This window comes from Marinobacter sp. M-5, from assembly GCF_032911545.1.
In the GTDB taxonomy this organism is placed as follows: domain Bacteria; phylum Pseudomonadota; class Gammaproteobacteria; order Pseudomonadales; family Oleiphilaceae; genus Marinobacter; species Marinobacter goseongensis.
In genome coordinates, this window is the sequence record NZ_JAWJEK010000001.1 from 901,247 (window position 1) to 923,635 (window position 22,389).

At 59.7% G+C, this 22,389-nt stretch carries 25 protein-coding genes; 13 read left to right on the top strand and 12 right to left on the bottom strand.

Translation table 11 applies throughout. From position 1 onward, the window contains the following. The first annotated feature begins 28 nt into the window (after positions 1–28). Genes mreC through R0125_RS04160 form a run of 6 tightly spaced genes read left to right on the top strand, consistent with a single transcriptional unit; the run spans position 29 to position 8,168 of the window. Positions 29–949: a rod shape-determining protein MreC gene (gene mreC, locus R0125_RS04135; RefSeq protein ID WP_317237236.1), complete on the top strand. Its 921-nt coding sequence runs from the start codon at positions 29–31 to the stop codon at positions 947–949. Next, on the top strand, positions 949–1,425 hold the full coding sequence (gene mreD, locus R0125_RS04140) for a rod shape-determining protein MreD (RefSeq protein ID WP_248182937.1): 477 nt from the start codon (positions 949–951) through the stop codon (positions 1,423–1,425). Before mreC ends, mreD begins: the two co-directional genes overlap by 1 nt. Before the next feature lie 9 nt (positions 1,426–1,434). Then, positions 1,435–2,013, top strand: a complete 579-nt coding sequence (locus tag R0125_RS04145) for a Maf family protein (RefSeq protein ID WP_317237237.1) — start codon at positions 1,435–1,437, stop codon at positions 2,011–2,013. A gap of 44 nt (positions 2,014–2,057) precedes the next feature. After that, positions 2,058–3,536, top strand: coding sequence for a ribonuclease G (gene rng / locus R0125_RS04150; protein WP_248182939.1), 1,479 nt, complete (start codon positions 2,058–2,060; stop codon positions 3,534–3,536). A gap of 6 nt (positions 3,537–3,542) precedes the next feature. Next, on the top strand, positions 3,543–7,283 hold the full coding sequence (locus R0125_RS04155) for a YhdP family protein (RefSeq protein WP_317237238.1): 3,741 nt from the start codon (positions 3,543–3,545) through the stop codon (positions 7,281–7,283). A 36-nt stretch (positions 7,284–7,319) separates the two neighbouring features. Next, positions 7,320–8,168, top strand: coding sequence for a carbon-nitrogen hydrolase family protein (locus tag R0125_RS04160; RefSeq protein ID WP_248182941.1), 849 nt, complete (start codon positions 7,320–7,322; stop codon positions 8,166–8,168). Between the two features lie 15 nt (positions 8,169–8,183). Here R0125_RS04160 and yjgA read toward each other — a convergent pair whose 3' ends face one another. The 12 genes from yjgA to R0125_RS04220 form a co-directional block, all read right to left on the bottom strand. Then, positions 8,184–8,702: a ribosome biogenesis factor YjgA gene (gene yjgA, locus R0125_RS04165; protein WP_248182942.1), complete on the bottom strand. Its 519-nt coding sequence runs from the start codon at positions 8,700–8,702 to the stop codon at positions 8,184–8,186. 8 nt (positions 8,703–8,710) lie between these two features. Continuing rightward, positions 8,711–10,072, bottom strand: coding sequence for a magnesium transporter (mgtE, locus tag R0125_RS04170; protein ID WP_248182943.1), 1,362 nt, complete (start codon positions 10,070–10,072; stop codon positions 8,711–8,713). A 94-nt stretch (positions 10,073–10,166) separates the two neighbouring features. Continuing rightward, positions 10,167–10,436 (bottom strand): HPr family phosphocarrier protein, encoded by a 270-nt coding sequence (locus R0125_RS04175; protein WP_317237239.1) that lies wholly within the window; start codon positions 10,434–10,436, stop codon positions 10,167–10,169. Positions 10,437–10,442: 6 nt separating this feature from the next. Next, positions 10,443–11,330 (bottom strand): RNase adapter RapZ, encoded by an 888-nt coding sequence (gene rapZ / locus R0125_RS04180; RefSeq protein WP_317237240.1) that lies wholly within the window; start codon positions 11,328–11,330, stop codon positions 10,443–10,445. Between the two features lie 26 nt (positions 11,331–11,356). Then, a complete protein-coding gene (ptsN, locus tag R0125_RS04185; RefSeq protein ID WP_248182946.1) occupies positions 11,357–11,827 on the bottom strand; it encodes a PTS IIA-like nitrogen regulatory protein PtsN in 471 nt (156 codons plus the stop codon). 99 nt (positions 11,828–11,926) lie between these two features. Then, positions 11,927–12,235, bottom strand: coding sequence for a ribosome hibernation promoting factor (gene hpf / locus R0125_RS04190; protein WP_317237241.1), 309 nt, complete (start codon positions 12,233–12,235; stop codon positions 11,927–11,929). Between the two features lie 85 nt (positions 12,236–12,320). Beyond that, positions 12,321–13,850, bottom strand: a complete 1,530-nt coding sequence (locus R0125_RS04195) for an RNA polymerase factor sigma-54 (protein ID WP_317237242.1) — start codon at positions 13,848–13,850, stop codon at positions 12,321–12,323. A gap of 144 nt (positions 13,851–13,994) precedes the next feature. Continuing rightward, positions 13,995–14,720: an LPS export ABC transporter ATP-binding protein gene (gene lptB, locus R0125_RS04200; protein ID WP_248182949.1), complete on the bottom strand. Its 726-nt coding sequence runs from the start codon at positions 14,718–14,720 to the stop codon at positions 13,995–13,997. After that, positions 14,698–15,255, bottom strand: a complete 558-nt coding sequence (gene lptA, locus R0125_RS04205; RefSeq protein WP_317237243.1) for a lipopolysaccharide transport periplasmic protein LptA — start codon at positions 15,253–15,255, stop codon at positions 14,698–14,700. Before lptA ends, lptB begins: the two co-directional genes overlap by 23 nt. Next, positions 15,227–15,844, bottom strand: coding sequence for an LPS export ABC transporter periplasmic protein LptC (lptC, locus tag R0125_RS04210; RefSeq protein ID WP_317237244.1), 618 nt, complete (start codon positions 15,842–15,844; stop codon positions 15,227–15,229). Before lptC ends, lptA begins: the two co-directional genes overlap by 29 nt. 13 nt (positions 15,845–15,857) lie before the next feature. After that, complete coding sequence (locus tag R0125_RS04215) at positions 15,858–16,415, bottom strand: KdsC family phosphatase (protein WP_317237245.1); 558 nt, start codon at positions 16,413–16,415, stop codon at positions 15,858–15,860. A gap of 10 nt (positions 16,416–16,425) precedes the next feature. Beyond that, the gene (locus R0125_RS04220; protein WP_317237246.1) at positions 16,426–17,424 is read right to left on the bottom strand and encodes a KpsF/GutQ family sugar-phosphate isomerase; all 999 of its coding nucleotides are present in this window, start codon (positions 17,422–17,424) and stop codon (positions 16,426–16,428) included. Between the two features lie 217 nt (positions 17,425–17,641). On the opposite strand from R0125_RS04220, the gene R0125_RS04225 reads away from it, so the two are divergent. From R0125_RS04225 to murA, 7 genes are read left to right on the top strand one after another with little or no spacing between them, the layout of a single operon-like run. Beyond that, positions 17,642–18,454: an ATP-binding cassette domain-containing protein gene (locus R0125_RS04225; RefSeq protein ID WP_317237247.1), complete on the top strand. Its 813-nt coding sequence runs from the start codon at positions 17,642–17,644 to the stop codon at positions 18,452–18,454. Then, positions 18,451–19,233, top strand: coding sequence for a lipid asymmetry maintenance ABC transporter permease subunit MlaE (mlaE, locus tag R0125_RS04230; RefSeq protein WP_248182959.1), 783 nt, complete (start codon positions 18,451–18,453; stop codon positions 19,231–19,233). The genes R0125_RS04225 and mlaE overlap by 4 nt, the downstream gene beginning before the upstream one ends. A 57-nt stretch (positions 19,234–19,290) precedes the next feature. After that, on the top strand, positions 19,291–19,740 hold the full coding sequence (mlaD, locus tag R0125_RS04235; protein WP_317237248.1) for an outer membrane lipid asymmetry maintenance protein MlaD: 450 nt from the start codon (positions 19,291–19,293) through the stop codon (positions 19,738–19,740). Between the two features lie 56 nt (positions 19,741–19,796). Further along, the gene (locus tag R0125_RS04240; protein WP_317237249.1) at positions 19,797–20,450 is read left to right on the top strand and encodes an ABC transporter substrate-binding protein; all 654 of its coding nucleotides are present in this window, start codon (positions 19,797–19,799) and stop codon (positions 20,448–20,450) included. Then, positions 20,447–20,770 carry a lipid asymmetry maintenance protein MlaB gene (locus R0125_RS04245; RefSeq protein WP_317237250.1) on the top strand — a complete coding sequence of 108 codons (324 nt, stop codon included), beginning with the start codon at positions 20,447–20,449 and terminating at the stop codon, positions 20,768–20,770. Before R0125_RS04240 ends, R0125_RS04245 begins: the two co-directional genes overlap by 4 nt. A 60-nt stretch (positions 20,771–20,830) precedes the next feature. Next, on the top strand, positions 20,831–21,073 hold the full coding sequence (locus tag R0125_RS04250; RefSeq protein ID WP_248182968.1) for a BolA/IbaG family iron-sulfur metabolism protein: 243 nt from the start codon (positions 20,831–20,833) through the stop codon (positions 21,071–21,073). Positions 21,074–21,103: 30 nt separating this feature from the next. Further along, positions 21,104–22,366: a UDP-N-acetylglucosamine 1-carboxyvinyltransferase gene (gene murA, locus R0125_RS04255; RefSeq protein ID WP_248182970.1), complete on the top strand. Its 1,263-nt coding sequence runs from the start codon at positions 21,104–21,106 to the stop codon at positions 22,364–22,366. The last annotated feature ends 23 nt before the right edge of the window (positions 22,367–22,389 follow it).

A 22,389-nucleotide genomic window follows, 5' to 3' on the forward strand; every position in this document is an offset into this window, starting at 1 on the left:
GGCGGTCGTCGTATCTGCCTGGTCAATAATGGCGGGGGTAGCAGCCATTAAAACCATCTTCGTTCAAGGCCCCGTACCCGGCTTGCGTCTGTTGCTGGTGATCCTGCTCTCGGCGGTGCTGATCGTGGCGGATGCCCGCTTCGACAAACTGACCTCCGTTCGCAGCGTGATTGGTACCGGGCTGGCGCCGGTGCACTGGTTTGGCAATGCCCCCTACGAGTTGCAGAACTGGATCGAAGGCCTGTTTACCACCCGGGACGATCTGCTCGCCGAAAACGAAGACCTCAACGCGCGGCTGCTGATTCTTGAACGGCGGGCGCTGAAATACGCCGCGCTGGCCTCGGAAAACAATGAACTCCGCCGTCTGATGAATTCCTCGGAAGTTCTCGATGACCGCGTTATTGTCGGTGAGATCGTTGGTGTGTCGCCCGACCCGTTTTCTCATGAAGTCATTATCAATAAAGGCAGCCGGGACGGTGTCACCGTCGGTCAGGCCATCCTGGATGCCCACGGGCTGATGGGGCAGGTACAGCAAACCAGCAGCTTCACGTCGCGGGTCTTGCTGGTATCCGACAGCAGCCACGCCGTACCGGTTGAGGTGGTTCGCAACGGCCTGCGCGCGATTCTCCTGGGCAACGGCGATATCAACGCGCTTGAGCTGGTTCACGTGCCGGACACCGCCGACATCCGCGAGGGGGATCTGCTGGTCAGTTCCGGTCTCGGCGGGCGATTCCCGAAAGGCTACCCGGTGGCGGAAGTGGAAAACATCACCAAGGAATCCGGCGAACCGTTCGTGAATATTGAAGCCACGCCGAAAGCGCGGCTCAATCAGAGCCGACTGGTGCTGGTGGTTTTTTCCCCGGAAGGCGAGGTAGACGAAGACGGCAATGAGCATGGTCAGGGCCAGCCTGCCGTCGGCATTGAAACCGACCCGGACGAGGTGCGCTGATGTTATCGGTAATCAGTTATCCGGTCTTTGCCCTGAGTGTCGTTCTCTCGCTGGTGCTGAGCATTTCACTGTTCCCCATTGGCTGGTTCGAGTTCCGCCCGGAATGGCTGGGGCTGATGGTGTTTTACTGGACCTTCCGGGCACCCGCCCAGTTCGGCATTCTGCTGGCCTGGTGCGTTGGTCTGTCGCTGGATGTGCTGGAGGCAACGCCATTGGGCGTCAACGGTTTGGCGATGGCCCTCGTTGCCTTTCTGGTACTGACGATTCATCAGCGGCTGCGCATGTACCCGATGCCTCAGCAATGCCTGATGGTGTTTCTGCTGCTGGGTATCAACCAGATGTTGGTGCACTTCATCAAGCAGATGCTGGGCGGGGAAGACGCCGGATTCAGCTATTTATGGCCGGCTCTGACCAGTGCCCTGGTATGGCCCGTGGTCTGCGTTCTGCTGGATAACCTCAATCGCAAGCTGGGGTAGGACCATTACATGCAGACCCTCGTTCTGGCATCCGCCTCCCCAAGACGCGCTGAGCTGCTGACGCAGATTGGCCTGTCCTTTGTGTCCCGGCCGGTCGGTATTGATGAGACGGTGCGGGCCGGTGAGCGCCCACTTGCCTATGTTGAGCGCCTGGCCCGCGAGAAAGCGTTAGCCGGTATCGCGGGTTCTAACCAGTTAGTTCTCGGCTCTGATACCACGGTGGTGCTGGATGGTGAGGTTCTTGGCAAGCCTGTGGACGCGACCGAGGCGGTTGCAACGCTGACGCGGCTGTCTGCGCAGACGCATCAGGTGATGACCGCTGTTGCGTTGGCGTCGGCCAGAGGCTGTGAGGCCCGCGTGGTCACCACCGATGTGACCTTTCGCGCACTCTCTGATGAGGAAATTCGCGCCTATGTGGCCAGCGGTGAACCAATGGACAAGGCGGGAAGTTATGGAATTCAGGGACTTGGTGGTATTTTTGTGAAGGAGATTCGCGGCAGTTACAGTTCCGTAGTGGGGTTGCCGCTCCAGGAAACGGCCGAGCTGCTGTCACGGGCAGGATACCCGGTCTGGAAAGCCTGGCACTGACGAGCCCACAGGGTCTGGCTCGCATCAATTGCAAAGGAACCACAATGAGCGAAGAGATACTGATCAACGTAACCCCGGTCGAAACGCGGGTGGCGCTTGTCGAAAACGGCATGTTGCAGGAAGCCTACATCGAGCGAACCAGCCGCAAGGGTATCGTTGGCAACATCTACAAGGGCAAAGTGGTCAGGGTGTTGCCCGGCATGGAAGCGGCGTTCGTGGATATCGGCCTGGAGCGGGCAGCCTTCATTCACGCGTCTGACGTGGTCAACGGGCAGTCCTCCGAAGATGGTAACGACACCCCCAAAGTGGTTCCTGACATCCGCACCCTGCTGCGCGAAGGCCAGTCCCTGGTGGTGCAGGTCACCAAGGATCCGATCGGAACCAAAGGCGCCCGACTGACGACCCAGCTGTCGATCCCGTCGCGTTATCTGGTGTTCATGCCCGGTACCAGCCATATTGGTATCTCCCAGCGGATTGAAGACGAAAACGAGCGGGCGCGGTTGAAATCCGTCGTCGAGACGGCCGCGGCCGCAGAGTCCGACGTGCAGGGTGGCTATATCATTCGCACCGCCGCCGAAGCCGCAGCCTCCGATGACCTCATCGGCGACATGAACTACCTGCACCGGTTGAGCCATTCGATCCACGAACGGATTTCCCGGGTACAGGCGCCCGCGGTGGTGTATCAGGACCTGCCGCTGTTTATCCGCACCATCCGTGATCTGATACGTCCCCAGACCGAGAAAGTCCGCATCGACAGCCGCGAGAGCTATCAGCGGGTTATGGGCTTCGTTGAGGAGTTTGTTACCGAGTTCTCGGAAAAGGTGGAGTATTACCCGGGTGAACGCCCGATTTTTGATCTTTATTCCGTTGAAGACGAGATTCAGAAGGCATTGAGCCGCAAAGTGCAGCTGAAATCCGGCGGCTACGTGATCATTGACCAGACCGAAGCGATGACCACCATTGATATCAACACCGGGGCGTTTGTCGGGCATCGCAATCTTGAAGAGACCATCTTCAAGACCAACCTTGAAGCGGCCCGGTCGATCAGCCGGCAACTGAGATTGCGCAACCTCGGTGGCATCATCATTATCGATTTTATCGACATGGATGATCCGGAGCACCAGCGCCAGGTGCACCGCATGCTCGAGAAAATGCTGGAGCGGGACCACGCCAAGACCAAGATCACCGGCGTGTCGGAACTGGGATTGGTGGAGATGACGCGCAAGCGCACCACCGAGAGCCTGGGCCAGGTGTTGTGTGAGCCCTGTCCTATTTGCGATGGTCGTGGCTTCCTCAAAACCAGCGAGACCGTCTGCTATGAGGTGTTTCGGGAGATCTTGCGGGTAAATCGCGCCTATGACGCCGAGAGTTATCTGGTGATGGCCTCCCAGAGTGTGGTGGACCGGCTGCTGGATGAGGAATCCGACAACGTCGCGGACCTGGAAACCTTCATAGAGAAAACCATCCGCTTTCAGGTAGAACCCTTCTACAGTCAGGAACAGTATGACGTGGTGCTTTTGTAGACAGTCATGAGTAACGAACAGGATCCGGAGAGCACTTCGGTCCGGCTGTTATCCAGACTGGCCGGCCTGGTGTGGTGGCTGTTGCTGGCGGCTCTGGTGCTGCTGGCACTGTATGCCGGCATTGGCCGACAGCTGACCCAGAACATCGATAACTTCCGCACTGATATCGAGAACCGGCTATCTGCCGAGCTGGGGCACGAGATCTCCATCGGCGCCCTCCGCTCCAGCTGGAACTGGCTCGACCCATCGATTGAAGCCCGCAATCTGAGTGTCCGCAGCGAGCCGGAAGGAGAGGTGGTGGGAACCCTCCAGCACCTGCGCATCCGCCTGGATACCCTGGCCTCGCTCTTCCGACTGCGCATCGTATTCGCGGATTTCGAGGCGGACGGTCTCGAAGTCACGCTGAACCAGACTGTGGCGGGTGATGTGTCGGTCGAGGGCGCGGACCTGCCGGAGCCGGTGACCGACGATCTGAAAAAGTGGCTGGATCTGGCTGGTGCCTGGCTGTCAGACCCCAGTGTGCGAATCACCCGGGTGAACCTGGGGATTCGGGACAACAACGGCAAAATCCGCTATGTCGACATACCACAGCTGAATCTGGTCTATCGCCGCGGGCTCTTCCAGGCCTCAGGCCGTGCCATGCAGGCCGGTACCACGCAGCAACTCGCCAGCTTCAGCCTGCTTGGTCAGCGTTTTTTCCGAGGGGGGTTTAACGGCCAGCTGTACGTGAATGTGAATTCTGGCCGGCTGTTCGATGGGCTGATTGACGAATACGCCTGGCGTGATATCCGTGTCGAGGGTTTTGATCTGGGCGGCGAGGCGTGGCTGACCTTCCGCAATGGCCGTCTGGAGCAGGCGACGGGCACCGTGGAAACGCCCTACCTGCAACTCGGCGTGGGCAGGCAATCGCTGGCGCCGCTGGAAACCATTCGTACCCGTTTCGGCTGGCGGCGCAGTGAGACGGCGTTGACGGAAGCGAGTCCGGCGGATCTGGAGAGCCTGGCCGGCGCCGGTGAAATCCACCTGACCAACCTCGAGTGGACCTGGGATGGTGTCCAGGTTTCCCCGTTCAGTCTCCGGATTCTGCAGCTGGAAGGCGGTATAGATATTATCGCCGATGACGTTCCCCTGAGTCCCATCAGCCAGGTGTTTACCGGTGTTGGGCTATTGCCGGCTGTCGCCCGTGACGCCCTGGAAAATTATCAGCCGGGTGGGGAGCTTGACGATCTCCGGTTCCGTCTGGCTGACGACACGGATGACGGCTTCCATCTATCAGCATTGCTGGATGATGTCAGTGTGGCGGCCCATGGCGGTGCGCCGGGCGTTCGCGGTCTGAACGGACAACTGGTGATGACAGCGCGCCATGGGTACGTCGACGCCGACAGCCGGGACGTGACGCTGGGTTTTCCGAAACTGTTCGGTCGAGACTGGCTGCTGTCCCGTTTTCAGGGCAAAGTGGATTGGCAACTTGATGGCGACATCACCCGGGTCTGGTCCGACAGCCTGGAAATGGCCTATGGCGAGCAGACTTCCCTGGGTGGCGCTTTCGATCTGCGCTTGGATCGTGGGGGCGAGGATAACCTCAGCTTGCGGGTGGGGGTTCGGGATGGCAGGGCCGACATGCTCGGGGATTTCGTGCCGGTCAAAGTGGTCAATCCGGAGCTTTACCAGTGGCTGACCACGGCCATTACCCAGGCGGATATTACCGAGGGCGTCTATTACGGCCACGGCCAGATTGATCGTGATGCCCCCAAGGGCTCGTTTGTATCATCCATGCGTTACCGCTTCGACAACGCCAGTGTGCGCTATGATGAGCGTTGGCCCGCAGTGGACAATGCCCGTGGTGAGGTGTTCATACACGGTGGCCGCACTCGCGTCAGCCTGGAGGAAGGCCGCACCGGTCAGTTGACGCTGTCGCCCAGCGAGGTCCGGGTTAACCCGGTCAATGATCGCCTGACTCTGGAAGTGGATGCCAAAGCCGGTATGCCAGGCTCCGCCGTGGCTTACTGGCTGCAGAACAGTCCGCTGGGGGAAATGGCCGGTGGCGTGGGAGGCAGTGTCGGTATTGATGGGGATTATACTCTGGATCTGGCTCTGGCGTTGCCGCTTGGAACAGCGCCGGCCGATACGCAACCGCAGGTAGAGGTCACCGTTGGTACAGACAACGGGAAGGTCACTTATGCTGCCGCAGGGCTGGTCTGGGAGCAGGTTGCAGGACAGCTTCGTTACAGCACTCGTACAGGCTTTGCCGGTGACCCCTTGCGGGCACAGTTCCTCGGTGGCCCGGTGAGGGTGTCGTTCCGGCAAGGTGGCGCCGACGACGCCCTGACGATCCAGCAGCGGGGGCAAGTCAGTTTCCCCGGTCTGTTCCGTCGCAGTGGCTACGACGGCGTGGAAAACCTCGGCATTGAGGGGGTTACCGATTACACCGCCTCGCTGGACGTAGCCAAGCATCGTGCCCCGATCGTCACCCTGCGCTCCAATCTGAAAGGCGCATCGGTAAACTGGCCTGAGCCCCTGGCCAAAACCGCCGAAGAGGAAGCACCGCTGAGCATTGCTATCGACCCGGCACGCGAGACTGGTGTCGGTATTGCTGTGACGTGGGAAAACCGTCTGGCGCTGGATATGTTGCGAAGTGACAGCGGTCTCGCTATCAGTATCAGCCGGCTCTGGCTGGGCCGCCAGTTGCTGACCGACATCGACATATCCGCCAGTGATCTGGGTGACCGGTGGGTGATCAATACCCAGTCGGACAGGGCGGTCGCCAGGGTGGTGTTGCCTGAGGGTGACGAGGCGATCACGGCAGACTTCGAGAGCCTGCACCTGTTCAGTGATGGCGGCGACCCCGGCGATCCGGAACCTGAACAACTGAGCATTGACGAGCAATTGGAAGCCTTCCGCAACCTCGAGATCGGCGAGTGGCCGGATATCGATGTGCGCATCGCGCAATTGACGCTGAACGACGAGGCACTGGGTGCCTGGTCATTCCTTCTGCGCCCGCAACCCTATCGCTTGCAGGTTGAGAGCATCGAAGGTGAACTCAATTCCCTGAGTCTCGCCGGCGAAATGATCTGGAGCATTGCCGGCGACCGTGAAACTACCCGCTTTGTCGGGGAGATCAGCGGCGGAACACTCGCGGACCTTGGCAACCTGTTTGGCTCTGAAATTCCACTTCGCAATGATAAAACCGCCATGCAACTGGATCTGGATTGGCCCGGGCGCCCCAATGGTTTCATGCTTGAAGAGTTGAGCGGTTCAGTGAGTCTGCGACTGGACGACGGTGTGATTCTGGAGCGCAACAACACCGCCCAGGTTTTCCGGGTGTTCAATCTTCTGAACTCGGATACGCTGTGGCGCCGCTTGCAGCTGGATTTCTCGGATCTGTATGAAGCGGGCGTGGCATTCGATGCCATCTCCGGCAAAGCAGTGATGACCCGGGGATTGCTGACCTGGGACCCTGAGTTGCAGGTGGTCGGTCCCTCGGGCGCTTTCCGCCTGTCCGGCACCACCAGCATGGTTGAAGAGACCCTCGACATGCAGCTGGTGGTGGTGCTGCCGCTGACGCAGAACCTGCCACTGGCCGCGTTGCTGATGGGGGCCAGTGCGCCGATCGGTGGGGCCTTGTTCGTGCTGGACAAAATCCTCGGTGACCCGTTGAGCAAACTGACCAGTGCATCTTATAGTGTAACCGGCAGCTGGGACGAACCCGAGGTGAACCTGCGTCGGGTTTTCGGTGGTGGTGAGTGACCTCGGGCCGGTGGAACAAACTAGGGGAGTCTGCTGATGACGAATCCATCCGATCAGATCGTAGCCGCGATACAGATGGTGAGTACGCACGACCTGCAGGCGAATCTCGCCGAGGCAGGGCGACTGTTGTCGGAAGCGGCGAAGATGGGTGCCCGGGTGGCGGTGTTGCCGGAGAACTTTGCGGTGCTGGCGACCTCGCAGATGGTGGCGTGCGGCCAGCAGGAAGTCTCGGCCGAGCCGGTGATCCGTCGCTTCCTGGCGGAGCAGGCACGCCAACTGGGCTTGTGGATTGTGGGGGGCTCTTTGCCGCTGGCAAACCGTCCTGACGGTTCCATGATCGAGGGGCGGGCAAGAGCCAGTTGCCTGGTGTTTGACGATCAGGGGCGGGAAGTGGCTCGCTACGACAAGATCCACCTGTTTGATGCCACGGTGGAAGACGCTCATGGGCAGTATCGCGAGTCCGACACGTTCGAGCCCGGTGACGCGCTGGTGACCGTGCCGACACCGGCCGGGCTTCTGGGACTGGCGGTCTGCTACGACCTGAGGTTCCCGGAGCTGTTCAGGGCCCTGCGAGAGCTGGGCGTTGACTGGGTGTGTCTACCCAGCGCATTCACCTGGCAAACCGGCGACGCCCACTGGCATGCACTGATCCGCGCCCGTGCCATCGAGAATCAGATCTGGGTGGTTGCCCCCGGGCAGGGCGGGCAGAACAGCGAGCGCCGTCGCACCTATGGTCACAGTCTGATCTGCGACCCCTGGGGAAAAGTGGTTTCAGAAATTGATGAGGGGCCGGGGGTGATCACCGCCGGGCTCGACACGGATCACCTCAACAACGTGCGCAGCCGCATGCCGGTGTGGGAACATCGGCGCCTGACCCGCGGCTGATGCTGGTCTGGCGAGTTAGGCGATGTCGTCAATGCATTCCCGCAGATAGCGAAAAAGCTTCTTCGCCTGTCCGGTGTTTTTTTGCTTCTCCACATCTTTCCGGGCATTACGGGCAAGGTTGCGGAGGTGCTGCACGTCGGCGCCAGGACAGTAATCGAGAAATTCACCCACCGCCGGGTCACCCTCGCTGATCATCCGGTCGCGCCATCGTTCTGCCAGGTGATGACGGCGAGTGTGCTCTTCGCTGCCGGCGTCAAAGGCATCGATGGCACGCCTCAGACCCTCGGGGTCGTCTTCCTGACGAATGACCTTGCCAATGTACTGCAGGTGCCGGCGCTTCGCCTCGTTCTGGCGTATCCGCCGGGACTCCTCGATGGCCGCCCGCAACGTGTCGCTGATGCTCAGCGTATCAAGTTGATCGTTGCTCAGTTCCAGCATCCGCTTGCCGATGTCCTGGAGCGCATGGGATTCCCGCTTGAGCTGGGATTTGCTGGGCCCGAGGTATTCGGGGCTGTCGTTGTCGTGATCAGTCATGGTATTGCCTATGCGTAAAACAGGGTGGCCAGGCCGAGGAAAGACATGAAGCCTACCACATCGGTTACCGTGGTCAGGATCACGCTGCCTGCCAGGGCAGGGTCGATGTTGCGTGACTTGAGAAACAGCGGCAGCACGGTGCCTACCAGCGCGGCTGCGACCAGGTTGATGACCAGAGCCGCCGCAATGATGGCGCCGATCAGATAATCCTGGAACCAGAGGGTAGCGGCGGTCGCCACCACAACGGCCCACAACAGACCATTGAGAATGCCCGCTACAAACTCCCGGTTGAGCAGCCAGCCGACGTTCGCGCCGCTGATCTGCCCCACGGCCATGCCGCGGATGACCAGGGTCAGGGTCTGGCTGCCTGCAATGCCGCCCATGCTGGCAACAATCGGCATCAACACGGCCAGCGCCACCACCTTGGCGATGGTTTCCTCAAACAGACCAATAACCGCGGAGGCGGTGAATGCGGTGAGCAAGTTGATGCCCAGCCACACCGCGCGGCGCCGCGTGGTTTTCAGAATAGGCGCGAAGGTGTCTTCGTCTTCGTCCAGACCGGCCATGCTCATCAGGGAGTGGTCGGCGTCTTCACGGATAACATCCACCACGTCATCGATGGTGATGCGCCCGAGCAGGTGGCCCTCGTCGTTGACCACCGGTGCGGAGATCAGGTCGTAACGCTCAAACAGGGTCGCCACCTTGGTGTCGGACAGGGTGACCGGAATCGGCTCGATATCGGTATCCATCACCTCCCGGACCGTTGACGCCGGGTTCGACACCAGCATCTTGGTGATCGGCAGCATGCCGATGAATTCATCCCGCCGGCTGACCACGATCAGGCTGTCAGTCATTGGTGGCAGGTTACGGTGGCGGCGAAGATAACGAAGTACCACGTCGATGCTGATGTCGGGCCGCACCGTGATGGTGTCGGTGTTCATCAGGCCGCCGGCGGTGTCCTCCGGGTAAGCGAGTACTTCCTCTACCCGTTGCCGGTCCTGCTCGTCCATGGTATCCAGCACTTCTTGGATAACCGTGTCCGGCAGCTGCTGCAGTAAGTCGGCGAGATCGTCGGATTCGAAATCCTCGATGATGTCGGCCAGTTCCTGGGCGTTCAGCTGACTGAGAAAGTAGCCCCGGATGTCGTCATTGAGGTACTGGAGAACCTCGCCTTCCAGTTGCTTGTCGACCAGATTCCACAGCAGTGCACGCTGGCGAGGTGGCGATGATTCCAGCAGGTGGGCGATATCGCTGGGGCTCAGGCCGCCATTCAGGATGCGGGCAACCTGTTTCAGCGCACCACTGTCCAGCGCTTCGCTGAGAGAGCGAAGGCGCTGGCGGGCCTGGCTTTTTTCCAGAATATCGGTCATGAATCACCCACAGTCAGAAAACCTTCGCATTATAGCGGAGTTAGGCGTCACAGGTGAGAAAGAGTTGTAGGTGAATGTCGCAGGTGACTGAGCGCTACTCACCCTCGCCAAAGTAGTCGTTAATGAGTTCGATCAGTGCGTCGATGGCAGCCTCTTCGTCCGGGCCCTCTGCCACCAGCTCCACTTCGGTCCCCTTGCTCGCCGCCAGCATCATCACCTGCATGATGTTCTTGGCGTCCACCTCCCGGCCCTTGCTGCTGATTCTCACAGTGCTCCGGTAGGTCGACGCGGTGGCGACCAGCTTGGCGGTGGCCCGCGCATGCAGGCCCAGTTTATTGATGATGGTGACGGTGCGGCGGATCATGATGGATCAGGTTAGCTCGCGGTTCTGCAGGTGAGGCAGCTCGCTGTGTCGAACCTGGACGTTGTTGTACCGGGTGCGGAAATACCGGCCGATCTGCTCGCATACGTACACTGAACGATGCTGGCCCCCGGTGCAACCGATGGAGATGGTCATGTAGCTGCGGTTGCTGTCTGCGAATGAGGGTAGCCAGTTCTCAAGAAAACCGGTGAGGTCGTCCACCATTTTGCGGGTCAGCGGTTCTTTCTCGAGAAAATCAATAACCGGTTGGTCAGTGCCCACAAACTGCCGCAGGCTTGTATCCCAGTAGGGATTCGGCAGGCAGCGCACGTCAAAGACATAATCCGAGTCCAGTGGCACGCCGTGCTTGAACCCGAACGACTGGAACAGCAGTGCCAGTTCCTGATCCTTGCGGCCAACAATACGTTGCTTGACCATATCCCTGAGTTCGTACATGGACAGGCCGGTGGTGTCGACGTAGAGATCGGCCAGTTTCGATAGCGGCTCCAGCAGCTTTTTCTCGTTGCCAATCGCTTCCCGCAGCGATGTTTTGTCATCACTCAACGGATGCTTGCGTCGGGTGGCATGAAAGCGCTGAAGCAGGGATTGTTCGTCGGCGTCGAGGTAGATAATCTCAACGGTCACGCCTGTTTCCTGAAGCTGGCGGTAGATGGTCTCGAAATTCGACAGCTCACCGGCAAGATTGCGCGCGTCGATACTGACGGCCATTTTTCGCAACCGCCCCGGTGACGTACTGTGGCTGGTGGCCTCTGTGGTCAGTGGAAACAGCAGGCCGATGGGCAGGTTGTCGATGCAGTAAAAGCTCAGGTCCTCAAGGACATGTAACGCCGTGCTCTTCCCGGAGCCGGATCTGCCACTGACTATGATCAGTTTCATTGCCTGTTGCCTCTGCTGGAATGCGGTCAGTCGCTGCTTTGAGTCATTCGGCTGAAGAGCGCCGGGGCATCGCTGCACTGCCGCAGTTGATCACAGAAATTCCGGTCATTGAACTTCTCCGCCAGCTGGCTGAGCAGTTCGAGGTGTTCGCTGGTGGCCTCCTTGGGAACGATGAGGGCAAACACCAGGTCTACCGGCTGATTGTCGATGGCGTCAAAACTCACCCCGTCTTCCAGGGTCAGGAGCACACCGATCACCCGGTCAAGCCCTTCCAGGCGACAGTGAGGGATGGCAATGCCCTCGCCGATACCAGTGCTGCCAAGCCTTTCCCGGGAAATCAGATTGTTGAAGATCTGCGTTTCGCTGAGTGTGGCGTCCTGCTGGTTCACAAGCTCTGCAATAAATTCCAGAACCCGCTTCTTGCTGGACGCGGCCACCCGGCAAAGGGTCAGCTCCGGGGAAAGAATGGTTTCGATAGTCAGGGACGTGTCGCTCATGGATCGACTTTAGTTCCGTGAAGGTTTCCGTAAAAAAAAGGCTGCGGCACGTGTGTCATGCCGCAGCTCGATCAGGTTGAGTGCTGGTAAAGCAGTGCCCTAGCGAGCGCCGTTACCGTGCATGCGATCAACGTTCTTTTCCTTGTGCTTGAGGATCTGACGGTCCAGCTTATCGACCAATGCATCAATAGCGGCGTACATATCCTCACTCTCTGCCTTTGCGTGAATCTCACCACCGATGACATGGAGAGTTGCCTCCGCAAGCTGGCGCACCTTCTCAACTTCCAGTGTGACCTGGCAGTTGCTGATGTGATCGAAGTGGCGCTCGAGCTTTTCAAATTTGCCTGACACGTATTCTTTCAGGGAGGGAGTCAATTCTACATGGTGGCCTGAAATGTTGAGTTGCATAGGCGTCTCCTGTTGTCATCGTGCCCGCCCCGGATGAGGGGCTGACGGTGTGCCGGCGAATGTCCCACCGGCGGATCCTGTCGGGTCAAACCAGCCGCTTTCTCTCGTTGGATGGCGGAATGTGCATCGCCTCACGATATTTGGCTACTGTCCGTCTGGCTACCTTGATGCCCTGTTCTCCTAGCATGGCTGCAATTTTACTATCGCTCAATGGCTTTTTCGGAGTTTCTGCCGCAATCAGCTTCTTGATCATGGCACGGATTGCGGTGGAGGAACACTCTCCGCCCTCGTCGGTGCTGACGTGGCTGGAGAAAAAGTATTTCAGCTCGAAGATGCCGCGGGGGGTATGCATGTACTTCTGGGTGGTGACCCGCGAGATGGTGGACTCATGCATCTCCACCGCCTGGGCGATGTCGGACAGAATCAGCGGCTTCATGAATTCCTCGCCCTGATCGAGGAAGCCCTGTTGGTGCTCCACAATCCGCGTGGCGACTTTCAGCAGCGTCTCGTTGCGGCTTTGCAGACTCTTGATGAACCACTTGGCTTCCTGCAGCTGGTCGCGCAGGTAGGTGTTGTCGGCGCTGCTGTCAGCGCGCTTGATCAGCGAGGCGTAACTGGCGTTCACGCGGATGCGTGGCGCGATTTCCGGGTTCAGCTCGACGCGCCAGCGCTCATTGTGCTTGCGGACGATCACATCGGGGATGACGTAATCCGGCTCTGCCCGATCCACGGAATCTCCCGGGCGCGGGTTCAGACTGGTGATCAGTGTCAGGACATCCCGCAGCTGGTCTTCCTTGAGGCGGCTGCGGCGCAGCAGTTGCGCGTAGTCACGATTGCCCAGCAGGTTAATGTAATGGGTGATCACCAGGCGCGCCTGCGACAGCCAGGGTGTCTCGGGCGGCAGCTGGTTGAGCTGAATCAGCAGGCACTCCTGCAGATCACGGGCAAATACGCCGGGTGGGTCAAAGTGCTGCAGGCGATGCAGTACCGCTTCGACTTCGTCGAGCTCCAGCGGGTCGTCTTCGGTTTCGTCCAGCAGCCCGGAGTGAATCTCTTCAATGGGCGAGGTCAGATACCCACGCTCATCTACCGCATCCATCAGGGCATGGGCAATGGCCCGGTCCCGCTCGTTCAGAGGCGTGAGATTCAGTTGCCAATCCAGGTGATCCTGGAGGGTTTCCGCAGGAGAATTGCGGGTTTCGAAATCGCTGTCATTCTCGTCGTCGTTACGAGAGGCCGGAGCCGGGGCAGACTGGTAGATGTCGTCCCAGGCGGTGTCGACAGGCAGGTCGTCCGGAATGTTGTCGGGAATGTCGTTCTCGGATGCCCAGTCGGGACCGTTCTCGGATTCGTCCCAGTCACTGGCGGATTCGGCTGCAGCCGCAGTCTCCTCTACCTGGACCTGCTCGGCCTCGGTATCCCGTGCATCGTCATTCGCCTCCGGGGTGTCGTCGTCCTCCGGAGTCTCGAGCATGGGGTTGGAGTCCAGTGCCTGCTGGATCTCCTGTTGGAGGTCCAGCGTTGACAGCTGCAGAAGCCTGATCGCCTGCTGCAATTGCGGCGTCATGGTCAGGCTCTGACCCATTTTCAGCTGTAATGACGCTTTCATAACCATGGTTCAGAATCCGTCACCCGATCGCACCGGCCTTTTGTCTGGTTGCAAAAAATTCTATGTATGCTGGTCACTTGCCCGAACAAGCAAGTTCTTTGCCGAGTGTACTTGCTTGTCTTGTTCATGACAATTGGGGCCAGTATGACATCAGAGCCGGAACTCATTGCCGAGGTACACTTCTTTCACCTGTTGATTAGCGAGAATCTCGCTGGAATTGCCTGAGGCGATGATGTGGCCGCCGGAAACAATGTAGGCATTTTCGCAGATGTCGAGGGTTTCCCGCACGTTGTGATCGGTAATCAGCACGCCGATACCCTTGTCGCGCAGGTGGCGGATGATCTGCTTGATGTCGCTGACCGAGATCGGGTCGACCCCGGCAAAGGGCTCGTCCAGCAGAATGAACGCCGGCTCCATGGCCAGCGCGCGGGCGATTTCCACCCGACGCCGCTCGCCGCCGGACAGCGCCATGCCGACGCTGTCACGAATGTGGGTAATGTGGAACTCTTCCAGCAGTTCCTCCAGCTTGGCATCGCGGTCGGCCTTGCTGAGGTCCTTGCGGGTTTCCAGAATCGCCATGATGTTGTCGCGCACGGTCAGCTTGCGGAAAACCGACGCTTCCTGGGGCAAATAGCCGATACCCTTGCGGGCCCGGCCGTGCATGGGCAGGGGTGTGATGTCCTGGCTGTCGATGGTGATGCGGCCGTGGTCCGCCGGAACCAGCCCGACAATCATGTAGAAGCAGGTGGTTTTTCCGGCGCCGTTGGGGCCCAGCAATCCAACGATCTCGCCGCTGCGGATCTCCAGGGAGACGTCAATGACCACTTTCTTCTGCTTGTAACTTTTCGCCAGGTTACTGGCCCTGAGAACTGCCATCCGGATCCTGTGTGTTCTGGCGGCTGCGCGGCTGAATTACCATTTCCACTCGGCCGCTGCCATTGTTGTCGTTTGCGGCACCTTCGGCGGTGACCACTCGCTGGACGCTATCATAATGAATGATGTCGCCCCGGAACAGGTTGCCGTTCTGCTCGATGACCGCTTCTTTTTCAAACGTCAGCAGGCTTTCGGGTGCCGAATAGGTGATGTTCAGTGCTTTCGCATCGGTCTTGCCCTGGCCCTCTGTGGCAGCCTGCCGGTAGTGCGCAGGCTGGCCGGAGGCTTCGATGCGCTGCAGGCCGGTCTCATCCCGGTAGAGCACCACCCGGTCTGCGGTCAGTTCGGTCTCGCCCTGGGTCATCACCACATCGCCGGTGTAGGTGGCAATGCCCTTGCCGTCGTCGAGCCTGGCGTTATCCGCGTTGACGGTAATGGGTACATTGGAGTCCAGATTGAACGCCGCGGCGGAGCCGGCAAACAGCAGCGCTGCCAGCGTGGCGATGAGTTTACGGTTTGGCTTGTTGGCCAGGCTCATAGCGTCCTTCCACTTGTGAGTCGAGTTCGAGTATGCGGTCATCCAGCCAGCCCTTCATGCCGATTGCCCGGGTAACGCTGAAGGCATCGGTCAGCTCCACCGGTGCGTCGGTAAAGACCGTGCGGCTGCCGTTATCCAGCGTCAGTCGCGTGGTGGTCAGCGTCACCTGGCGGCCGCCTTCGGTGTTGCGAATGACATGAACGTTCCCCTCCAGCTCCAGCAGGTCGTTGTTGTCCTGCAGAACGCCTGAATTCGCGCTCAGTCGCCAGGGTTCGGTCTCGCCTTCGGTGAACAGTTGCGCCCGTGGCGACTCCATGGTGGCCAGATTGTCGGCTTCAAACTGTTCAATTCGCGGGCTTTCGAAGCGCGCGGTCAGCTTGCCGGTATCGTCGAATGACAGGTATCGGCCGTTGACCACGAAGCCGTCGGGTTCAGACTGGCCACGAAGGGCTGCCGCATCGATCGGTTGAACGGGTTCGTCACTCTGCCACATCAGTGCAATCAGGGCCACAACCGTACAGGCAAGCGCAACTCCCCGCAGCAGTGGATGATTGGCAAGCATCATGGTGGAGACGAGATTGCGGTTCATGCCAGCGTTATCCTCAGTGGGCCCGGGTGTAGGGCGCAAGGGTGCTGTCAAGCTCGCCGATGGCTGTCAGCAGCAGGTCACAGGCTTCCCTTACCGCGCCGCTGCCGCCGGCGGCCAGGGTGCACACATCGGCCTGCTCCCGTACCAGCCAGTAACCGTTGGGAACGGTAATGCCCAGGCCTGCGAAGCGAATGGCGGGCAGGTCGGGCAGGTCGTCTCCCATATACGCAATGGCCTCCGCTTCGATGCCCAGGGTGTCCGCCAGTTCCTGCAGTGCGATCTGCTTGTCTTCGCGCCCCTGCATCAGGTGCGGGATGCCCAGGTCGGTCATCCGCTTCAGGGTCAGGGGGGACGAGCGCCCGGTGATCACCGCCACGGTAATGCCGGCGGCCATCACCTGTTTGAGGCCGAGGCCGTCCAGGATATTGAAGCCCTTGAGCTCATCGCCGTTGGCACTGAAAAACAGCTTGCCGTCGGTCATGATGCCGTCGACGTCGAGTGCCAGCAGACGAATGTTGGCCGCTTTCTTCAGAAGTCTTGCCGGCCATTGTGGACGCAGGGATTCGGACATGCCAGGCACCTCAGATGACGCCTGCGCGCAGCAGGTCGTGCATATTGATGGCGCCGACCAGGTGGCCGTCTGCATCGGTGACCGGCAGCGCGTTGATTTTCAGCTCTTCCATGATGTTCAGGGCTTCCGCGGCCAGGTGATCGGCCTGAATGGTTTTGCCGTTGTGGGTCATCACGTCGCTGATGGGGGTGGTGTGCACGTCGATGGATTTATCCAGCGTCCGGCGCAGATCGCCGTCGGTAAATACTCCGGTCAGTTCACCGGCTTCATCCACAATGGTGGTCATGCCCAGCCCTTTGCGGGAAATCTCGAGCAGGGCGCCGCTGAGGGTTGTGTCGCCGGTAACCCGTGGAATCCGGTCGCCGGTGTGCATGATGTCGGAAACCCGCAGTAACAATCGCCGGCCGAGGCTGCCGCCGGGGTGTGAGAAGGCGAAGTCCTCGGCGCTGAAGCCTCGCGCTTCCAGCAGCGCCACGGCCAGGGCATCGCCCATGACCAGGGTGGCGGTGGTGCTGGAGGTGGGCGCCAGGCCGAGCGGGCAAGCTTCCAGTGCAACACTGACATCGAGATTGGCTACGGCCTCTTTGGCCAAAGTGGAATCCGCGTTGCCGGTCATGCTGATCAGCGGTGCGCCCATGCGGCGCAGTAACGGCAGGATGGTCACTACTTCACTGGTGTTGCCGCTGTTGGAGATGGCCAAGACCACGTCCTGACCGGTAATCATGCCCAGGTCGCCGTGGCTGGCTTCGCCCGGGTGTACAAAGAAAGACGGTGTGCCCGTACTGGCGAGGGTAGCGGCAATCTTGTTGCCGATGTGGCCGGACTTACCCATGCCGGTCACCACCACACGACCCTTACAGGCCATGATAACCTCGCAGGCCCGCACGAATTCGTCGTCGATGCGATCCGAAAGCGCGGCGATGGCGTCTTTTTCAATGTCGATGGCGCGGATGGCTGCGTCCCGGTATTTCTGCTCGATGTCGGCTGTGGGCTTGTTGCTGTTGCTCATGCTGGTTCCGGCTTGCACTCTGTCATCGTTGGGTTTCGTCGTGTTAGGGCCTTGTCGCCACAGGGGCTTGGTCATGTGGCGGGAGTATATCACTTCCCGTCGCTACGGGGCTTTTGTTCAGGGAATCTGATTGTTGCCATCAGGACATTTTATCTTGTGCAGATTGAGCTTCACCGCGGCTTCGCATAATGTTAGCCCACACTGAAAGGGACTGTTTATGGATTCAGGCGCCTACATAACCCTGAGGGACGTGGTTTTCAGCCGCTCGGGCCGACGCATTTTCGATGGTGTCAGTCTGGACATCCCCCGTGGCAAAATCACCGCCATCATGGGGCCCAGCGGCACCGGCAAGACCACGTTGCTGCGGCTGATCGGCGGCCAGCTCCGGCCGGATTCCGGCTCCATCGTGGTGGCCGGGCAGCCGGTTCCTCAGCTCAAGCGTAAGGCGTTGTACACGCTGCGGGAAAAAATGGGCATGCTGTTTCAGAGCGGCGCGCTGTTTACCGACCTGAGCGTTTTCGAGAACGTTGCCTTCCCGTTGCGCGTGCACACGGCGCTGCCGGAGGACATGATCCGCGACATCGTGCTGATGAAGCTCGAGGCGGTGGGGCTGCGCGGTGCGCGGCGTCTGATGCCGGCAGAGCTTTCCGGTGGCATGACCCGCCGGGTGGCCCTGGCCCGCAGTATCGCGCTGGATCCGGAGCTGATCATGTACGACGAGCCGTTCGCCGGCCAGGATCCCATCGCCATGGGCGTTCTGGTCAAGCTGATCCGGGACCTGAACCTGTCGATGGGGCTGACCAGTGTTCTGGTGTCACACGATGTGCCTGAGTCTCTCAGTATCTGCCACTACGCCTGCATTGTTGCCGACGGCCAGATCATCGGAGAGGGCACCCCCGAGGAACTCAGGCAGCACCCCTCCGAGCGGGTGCAGCAGTTTCTCAACGGCCACCCGGACGGCCCGGTGCCATTCCACTACCCGGCCGATGACGCCGGAGCGGACTGGGGACTCGGTGGAGGTTCGGCATGATGGATCGTATTGCTTCGCTCGGCCGCGTGGGCCTCGATGTGGTTGCCACTGTGGGCCGGGCAGGGCGTTTCCTCGCTGGTGTATTGACCGGTGTGCCACGTCCTTCTGTGGGTTTCCCGCTGCTCGTTCGTCAGCTGTATTCGGTGGGTGTGCTGTCGTTGGCCATCATCGTGGTATCCGGCCTGTTCATTGGCATGGTACTTGGGCTTCAGGGCTACACCATTCTCAGTGACTACGGCTCAGAGGCGGCGATCGGACAAATGATAGCGCTGACGCTCGTGCGCGAGCTGGGGCCGGTGGTGACCGCCCTGCTGTTTGCCGGGCGCGCAGGATCGGCGCTGACGGCCGAAATTGGTCTGATGAAAGCTACTGAACAGTTGTCCAGCATGGAAATGATGGGCGTGGATCCATTGCGGCGGGTGATCGCGCCCCGGCTCTGGGCCGGTTTTATTGCCATGCCGATATTGGCGGCCATCTTCTCGGTGGTCGGGATCTGGGGTGGCATGTTGGTGGGTGTTGAATGGTTGGGGGTCTTTGAAGGGTCGTTCTGGGGTAATATGCAGTCTTCGGTGAGCTTCACCCAGGATGTGCTCAACGGGGTGATCAAAACCGTTGTGTTCGGCTTCGTGTGCTCCTGGATTGCGGTGTTCCAGGGCTATGACTGCGTGCCCACGTCAGCGGGGATCAGTTCGGCCACCACCAAAACCGTCGTTTATTCGTCTCTGGCCGTGTTGGGCCTGGACTTCGTGCTGACGGCTGTCATGTTCGGGGACTTCTGAGCAGTATGAGCAGTCGGATCGGTTGTGGAATTCAACAGCGTTTAGCAGGAGCAGGAAATGGCCCAGAGAACTACTGAAATCGTCACCGGTCTGTTTATCATTGCAGGGCTGGCTGCGCTGATGTTTCTGGCGCTACAGGTCAGTGGCCTGTCGCCGAAAAGCGACGCTGACACGTATACCCTGTATGCGAACTTCAATGACGTGGGGGGTATTACTCCGCGGGGTAAAGTGGCCATGGCCGGGGTCACCGTGGGCTCGGTGAAAAGCGTCACCCTGGACAGAGACACCTTTCAGGCGAGAGTGGAACTGACGATAGATGCGGATGTGGACAACATTCCCGCAGACAGTTCCGCAGTAATACGTACATCCGGTCTGCTTGGGGAGCAGTACATTGATATCTCGATTGGCGGAGATATGGACTCTCTCAACGCGGGCGACACGTTTTATTCAACCCAGTCGGCGATGAATCTCGAGCGCCTGATTACCAACTTTGCATCGGGCAAATAGTTCGGTAGATGCGGGATAAAGGGACAAAAGGAACGGACATGTTACAGGAGAAAATCATGGTTTTGATCAGACGCAGTATGCTGCTCATCGCCTTTGTGATGGCGGCGCTGGCGCTTCCGGTACAGGCGCAGCAGGAGCAGGAGCTGATCCAGTACGTCGATGAAAACACCCAGCGGCTGGTCGACAAGCTTAATGAAGAAAAAGGTCTGTATGAGCGCGATCCCGAAGCGTTCTACGTCAGCATGGATAAGGAACTGCGGGAGTTCGTCGATTTCCGCCGGATCGCGGCGCGTGTGATGGGGCGCTATGCCCGCCAGACCTCGCCGGAACAGAGGGATGAATTTGTCGTCAAGTTCAAACGCAGCATGTTCGACAGCTATGCCCAGGCACTGGTCAGTGCCGATGACTTCAGCATCAAGGTCAAGGGTGCGGAAATCAATGCCAGCAACAGTGATCGTGCCACGGTTGAAATGGAAGTGCAGACCGCAAGCGGTAATCGCTACCCCGTAACCTATTCCATGTACAAAACCAGCGAAGGCCGCTGGATGATGGAAAACGTCATCGTGGAAGGTATCAATATCGGTCTCGCGTTCCGTGATCGCTTTGCTCAGGAGATGGAGCAGAATCGTGGTCAGGTGCAGGCGGTGATCGACGGTTGGAGTGATGCCGTCGAATCACTGAAGCTTGAAGACGAAGTCGACAAGTCATGACCCAAGCCCCGGCCCGGGCAACTCTGGCGGGGAGTACCCTGACGGTGAGCGGGGCCATCGATCCGCTCAATGTGCTCGCCGTTCGCAAGGAGGGCGAGGCACTGATCGCTTCTGCCGCGGGCAACCTGACGGTGGATCTCTCGGCGATGGGGTCCGCCCACAGCGTTGTGTTGTCGCTGTTACTCTGCTGGCAGCGCCACGCTGCTGCCCGGGGCCACGCCCTGGTCTTCGCCGGTGTCAGTGACCGGCTTGTCTCGCTTGCTTCCCTCAGCAACCTCGATGATCAGCTCCCGGGTTTTCATGACAAAACGTCCGGCTGACCCGGCCCGCAGAATTGGGTACAATCTCGCCTCTGATTTATCAACACCCGAGGATTTTTTATGGAAGCCGCCGAAGTTACCGAGCTGGTGAAGCAGGCCCTGCCGGACTGTGAGGTTCAGGTTCAGGTCGATGGCACCCATTACATGGTGGTAGTGGTCGGGGAGGTCTTCGAGGGCCTGCCGACCATCAAGCGGCAGCAACTGATCAACAAGGCGCTGTTCCAGCAGGTTATGGACGGCACCATTCACGCTCTGCACCCGAAAGCATTCACACCGGCTGAGTGGGCCGCGCGCCAGGGCTGATCACGGCCCGCCAATAACAGGAAGACTATTGTGGACAAACTTCTGATCAGGGGTCGCAAGCCCCTGAACGGCGAAATCCGGATTTCCGGCGCCAAAAACGCCGCACTGCCCATTCTGGCGGCCACGCTGCTGGCGGACGAACCCGTCACCGTGGGCAATCTGCCGCACCTCAATGACGTGACCACCATGATCGAGCTGCTGGGGCGCATGGGTGTGGAGTTGCTGATTGATGAGAAAATGAGCGTGGAAGTGCACGCCAACACCATCAAGCATTTCCATGCGCCATACGAACTGGTCAAAACCATGCGTGCTTCAATTCTGGTGTTGGGGCCGCTGGTGGCGCACTTCGGAGAGGCGGAAGTGTCGCTCCCGGGTGGCTGCGCCATTGGCAGCCGGCCGGTGAATCTGCACATCCACGGTCTGGAAATGATGGGCGCGGAAGTGAAGGTGGAGAACGGCTACATCAAGGCGAAGACCAACGGTCGCCTGAAAGGTGCCCACATTTTCCTCGACACGGTGACGGTGACGGGTACGGAAAACCTGATGATGGCCGCTGCGCTGGCGGACGGTAAAACCATTCTTGAAAACGCCGCGCGCGAGCCGGAAGTAGTGGATCTGGCGGAATGCCTGATTGCCATGGGCGCCGACATCAAAGGTCACGGCACCGCGACCATTGAAATCAACGGTGTGGAACGCCTGCACGGCTGTCACTACAACGTACTGCCTGACCGTGTCGAAACCGGAACCTATCTGGTGGCTGCCGCCGCAACCGGCGGCAGGGTGAAGCTGAAAGACACCCGTGAAGACCTGCTGGAGGCCGTGTTGCTGAAGCTGGAAGAGGCCGGCGCTCACATCACCACGGGGCCGGACTGGATCGAGCTGGACATGAAGGGCAACCGCCCGAAAGCTGTCAACATCCGCACTGCACCGTATCCGGCCTTTCCTACCGATATGCAGGCGCAGTTTGCGGCCATGAACGCGGTGGCTGAAGGTACCGGAACCATCGTGGAAACGGTGTTTGAGAATCGCTTCATGCATCTGCAGGAGCTGATCCGTATGGGTGCGGACATTACCCTCGAAGGTAACGCGGCCATCATCAAGGGGGTGGATCACCTCACCGGCGCCCCGGTCATGGCAACCGATCTGCGGGCCTCCGCCAGCCTGGTAATCGCCGGCCTGGTGGCAGAAGGCGACACCATTGTGGACCGCATCTACCACATTGACCGCGGCTACGAATGTATTGAAGAGAAGCTGCAGCTGCTGGGCGGAACCATTCGCCGCCTGCCAGCATGATTGAAACGGCCCAGCAACCGGAA

Coding starts and splice junctions, on each gene's coding strand:
- R0125_RS04175 (WP_317237239.1), bottom strand. CDS start 10,436: ATGATCCGCCGCACCGTCACCATCATCAATAAACTGGGCCTGCATGCG.
- R0125_RS04250 (WP_248182968.1), top strand. CDS start 20,831: ATGGAAGCCGCCGAAGTTACCGAGCTGGTGAAGCAGGCCCTGCCGGAC.
- R0125_RS04215 (WP_317237245.1), bottom strand. CDS start 16,415: ATGTCCGAATCCCTGCGTCCACAATGGCCGGCAAGACTTCTGAAGAAA.
- ptsN (WP_248182946.1), bottom strand. CDS start 11,827: ATGAGCGACACGTCCCTGACTATCGAAACCATTCTTTCCCCGGAGCTG.
- R0125_RS04195 (WP_317237242.1), bottom strand. CDS start 13,850: ATGGTTATGAAAGCGTCATTACAGCTGAAAATGGGTCAGAGCCTGACC.
- mreD (WP_248182937.1), top strand. CDS start 949: ATGTTATCGGTAATCAGTTATCCGGTCTTTGCCCTGAGTGTCGTTCTC.
- R0125_RS04220 (WP_317237246.1), bottom strand. CDS start 17,424: ATGAGCAACAGCAACAAGCCCACAGCCGACATCGAGCAGAAATACCGG.
- mlaD (WP_317237248.1), top strand. CDS start 19,291: ATGGCCCAGAGAACTACTGAAATCGTCACCGGTCTGTTTATCATTGCA.
- rng (WP_248182939.1), top strand. CDS start 2,058: ATGAGCGAAGAGATACTGATCAACGTAACCCCGGTCGAAACGCGGGTG.
- mlaE (WP_248182959.1), top strand. CDS start 18,451: ATGATGGATCGTATTGCTTCGCTCGGCCGCGTGGGCCTCGATGTGGTT.
- hpf (WP_317237241.1), bottom strand. CDS start 12,235: ATGCAACTCAACATTTCAGGCCACCATGTAGAATTGACTCCCTCCCTG.
- mgtE (WP_248182943.1), bottom strand. CDS start 10,072: ATGACCGATATTCTGGAAAAAAGCCAGGCCCGCCAGCGCCTTCGCTCT.
- mreC (WP_317237236.1), top strand. CDS start 29: ATGGCGGGGGTAGCAGCCATTAAAACCATCTTCGTTCAAGGCCCCGTA.
- R0125_RS04245 (WP_317237250.1), top strand. CDS start 20,447: ATGACCCAAGCCCCGGCCCGGGCAACTCTGGCGGGGAGTACCCTGACG.
- yjgA (WP_248182942.1), bottom strand. CDS start 8,702: ATGACTGATCACGACAACGACAGCCCCGAATACCTCGGGCCCAGCAAA.
- lptC (WP_317237244.1), bottom strand. CDS start 15,844: ATGAACCGCAATCTCGTCTCCACCATGATGCTTGCCAATCATCCACTG.
- R0125_RS04145 (WP_317237237.1), top strand. CDS start 1,435: ATGCAGACCCTCGTTCTGGCATCCGCCTCCCCAAGACGCGCTGAGCTG.
- lptA (WP_317237243.1), bottom strand. CDS start 15,255: ATGAGCCTGGCCAACAAGCCAAACCGTAAACTCATCGCCACGCTGGCA.
- R0125_RS04155 (WP_317237238.1), top strand. CDS start 3,543: ATGAGTAACGAACAGGATCCGGAGAGCACTTCGGTCCGGCTGTTATCC.
- rapZ (WP_317237240.1), bottom strand. CDS start 11,330: ATGAAACTGATCATAGTCAGTGGCAGATCCGGCTCCGGGAAGAGCACG.
- lptB (WP_248182949.1), bottom strand. CDS start 14,720: ATGGCAGTTCTCAGGGCCAGTAACCTGGCGAAAAGTTACAAGCAGAAG.
- R0125_RS04225 (WP_317237247.1), top strand. CDS start 17,642: ATGGATTCAGGCGCCTACATAACCCTGAGGGACGTGGTTTTCAGCCGC.
- R0125_RS04160 (WP_248182941.1), top strand. CDS start 7,320: ATGACGAATCCATCCGATCAGATCGTAGCCGCGATACAGATGGTGAGT.
- R0125_RS04240 (WP_317237249.1), top strand. CDS start 19,797: ATGGTTTTGATCAGACGCAGTATGCTGCTCATCGCCTTTGTGATGGCG.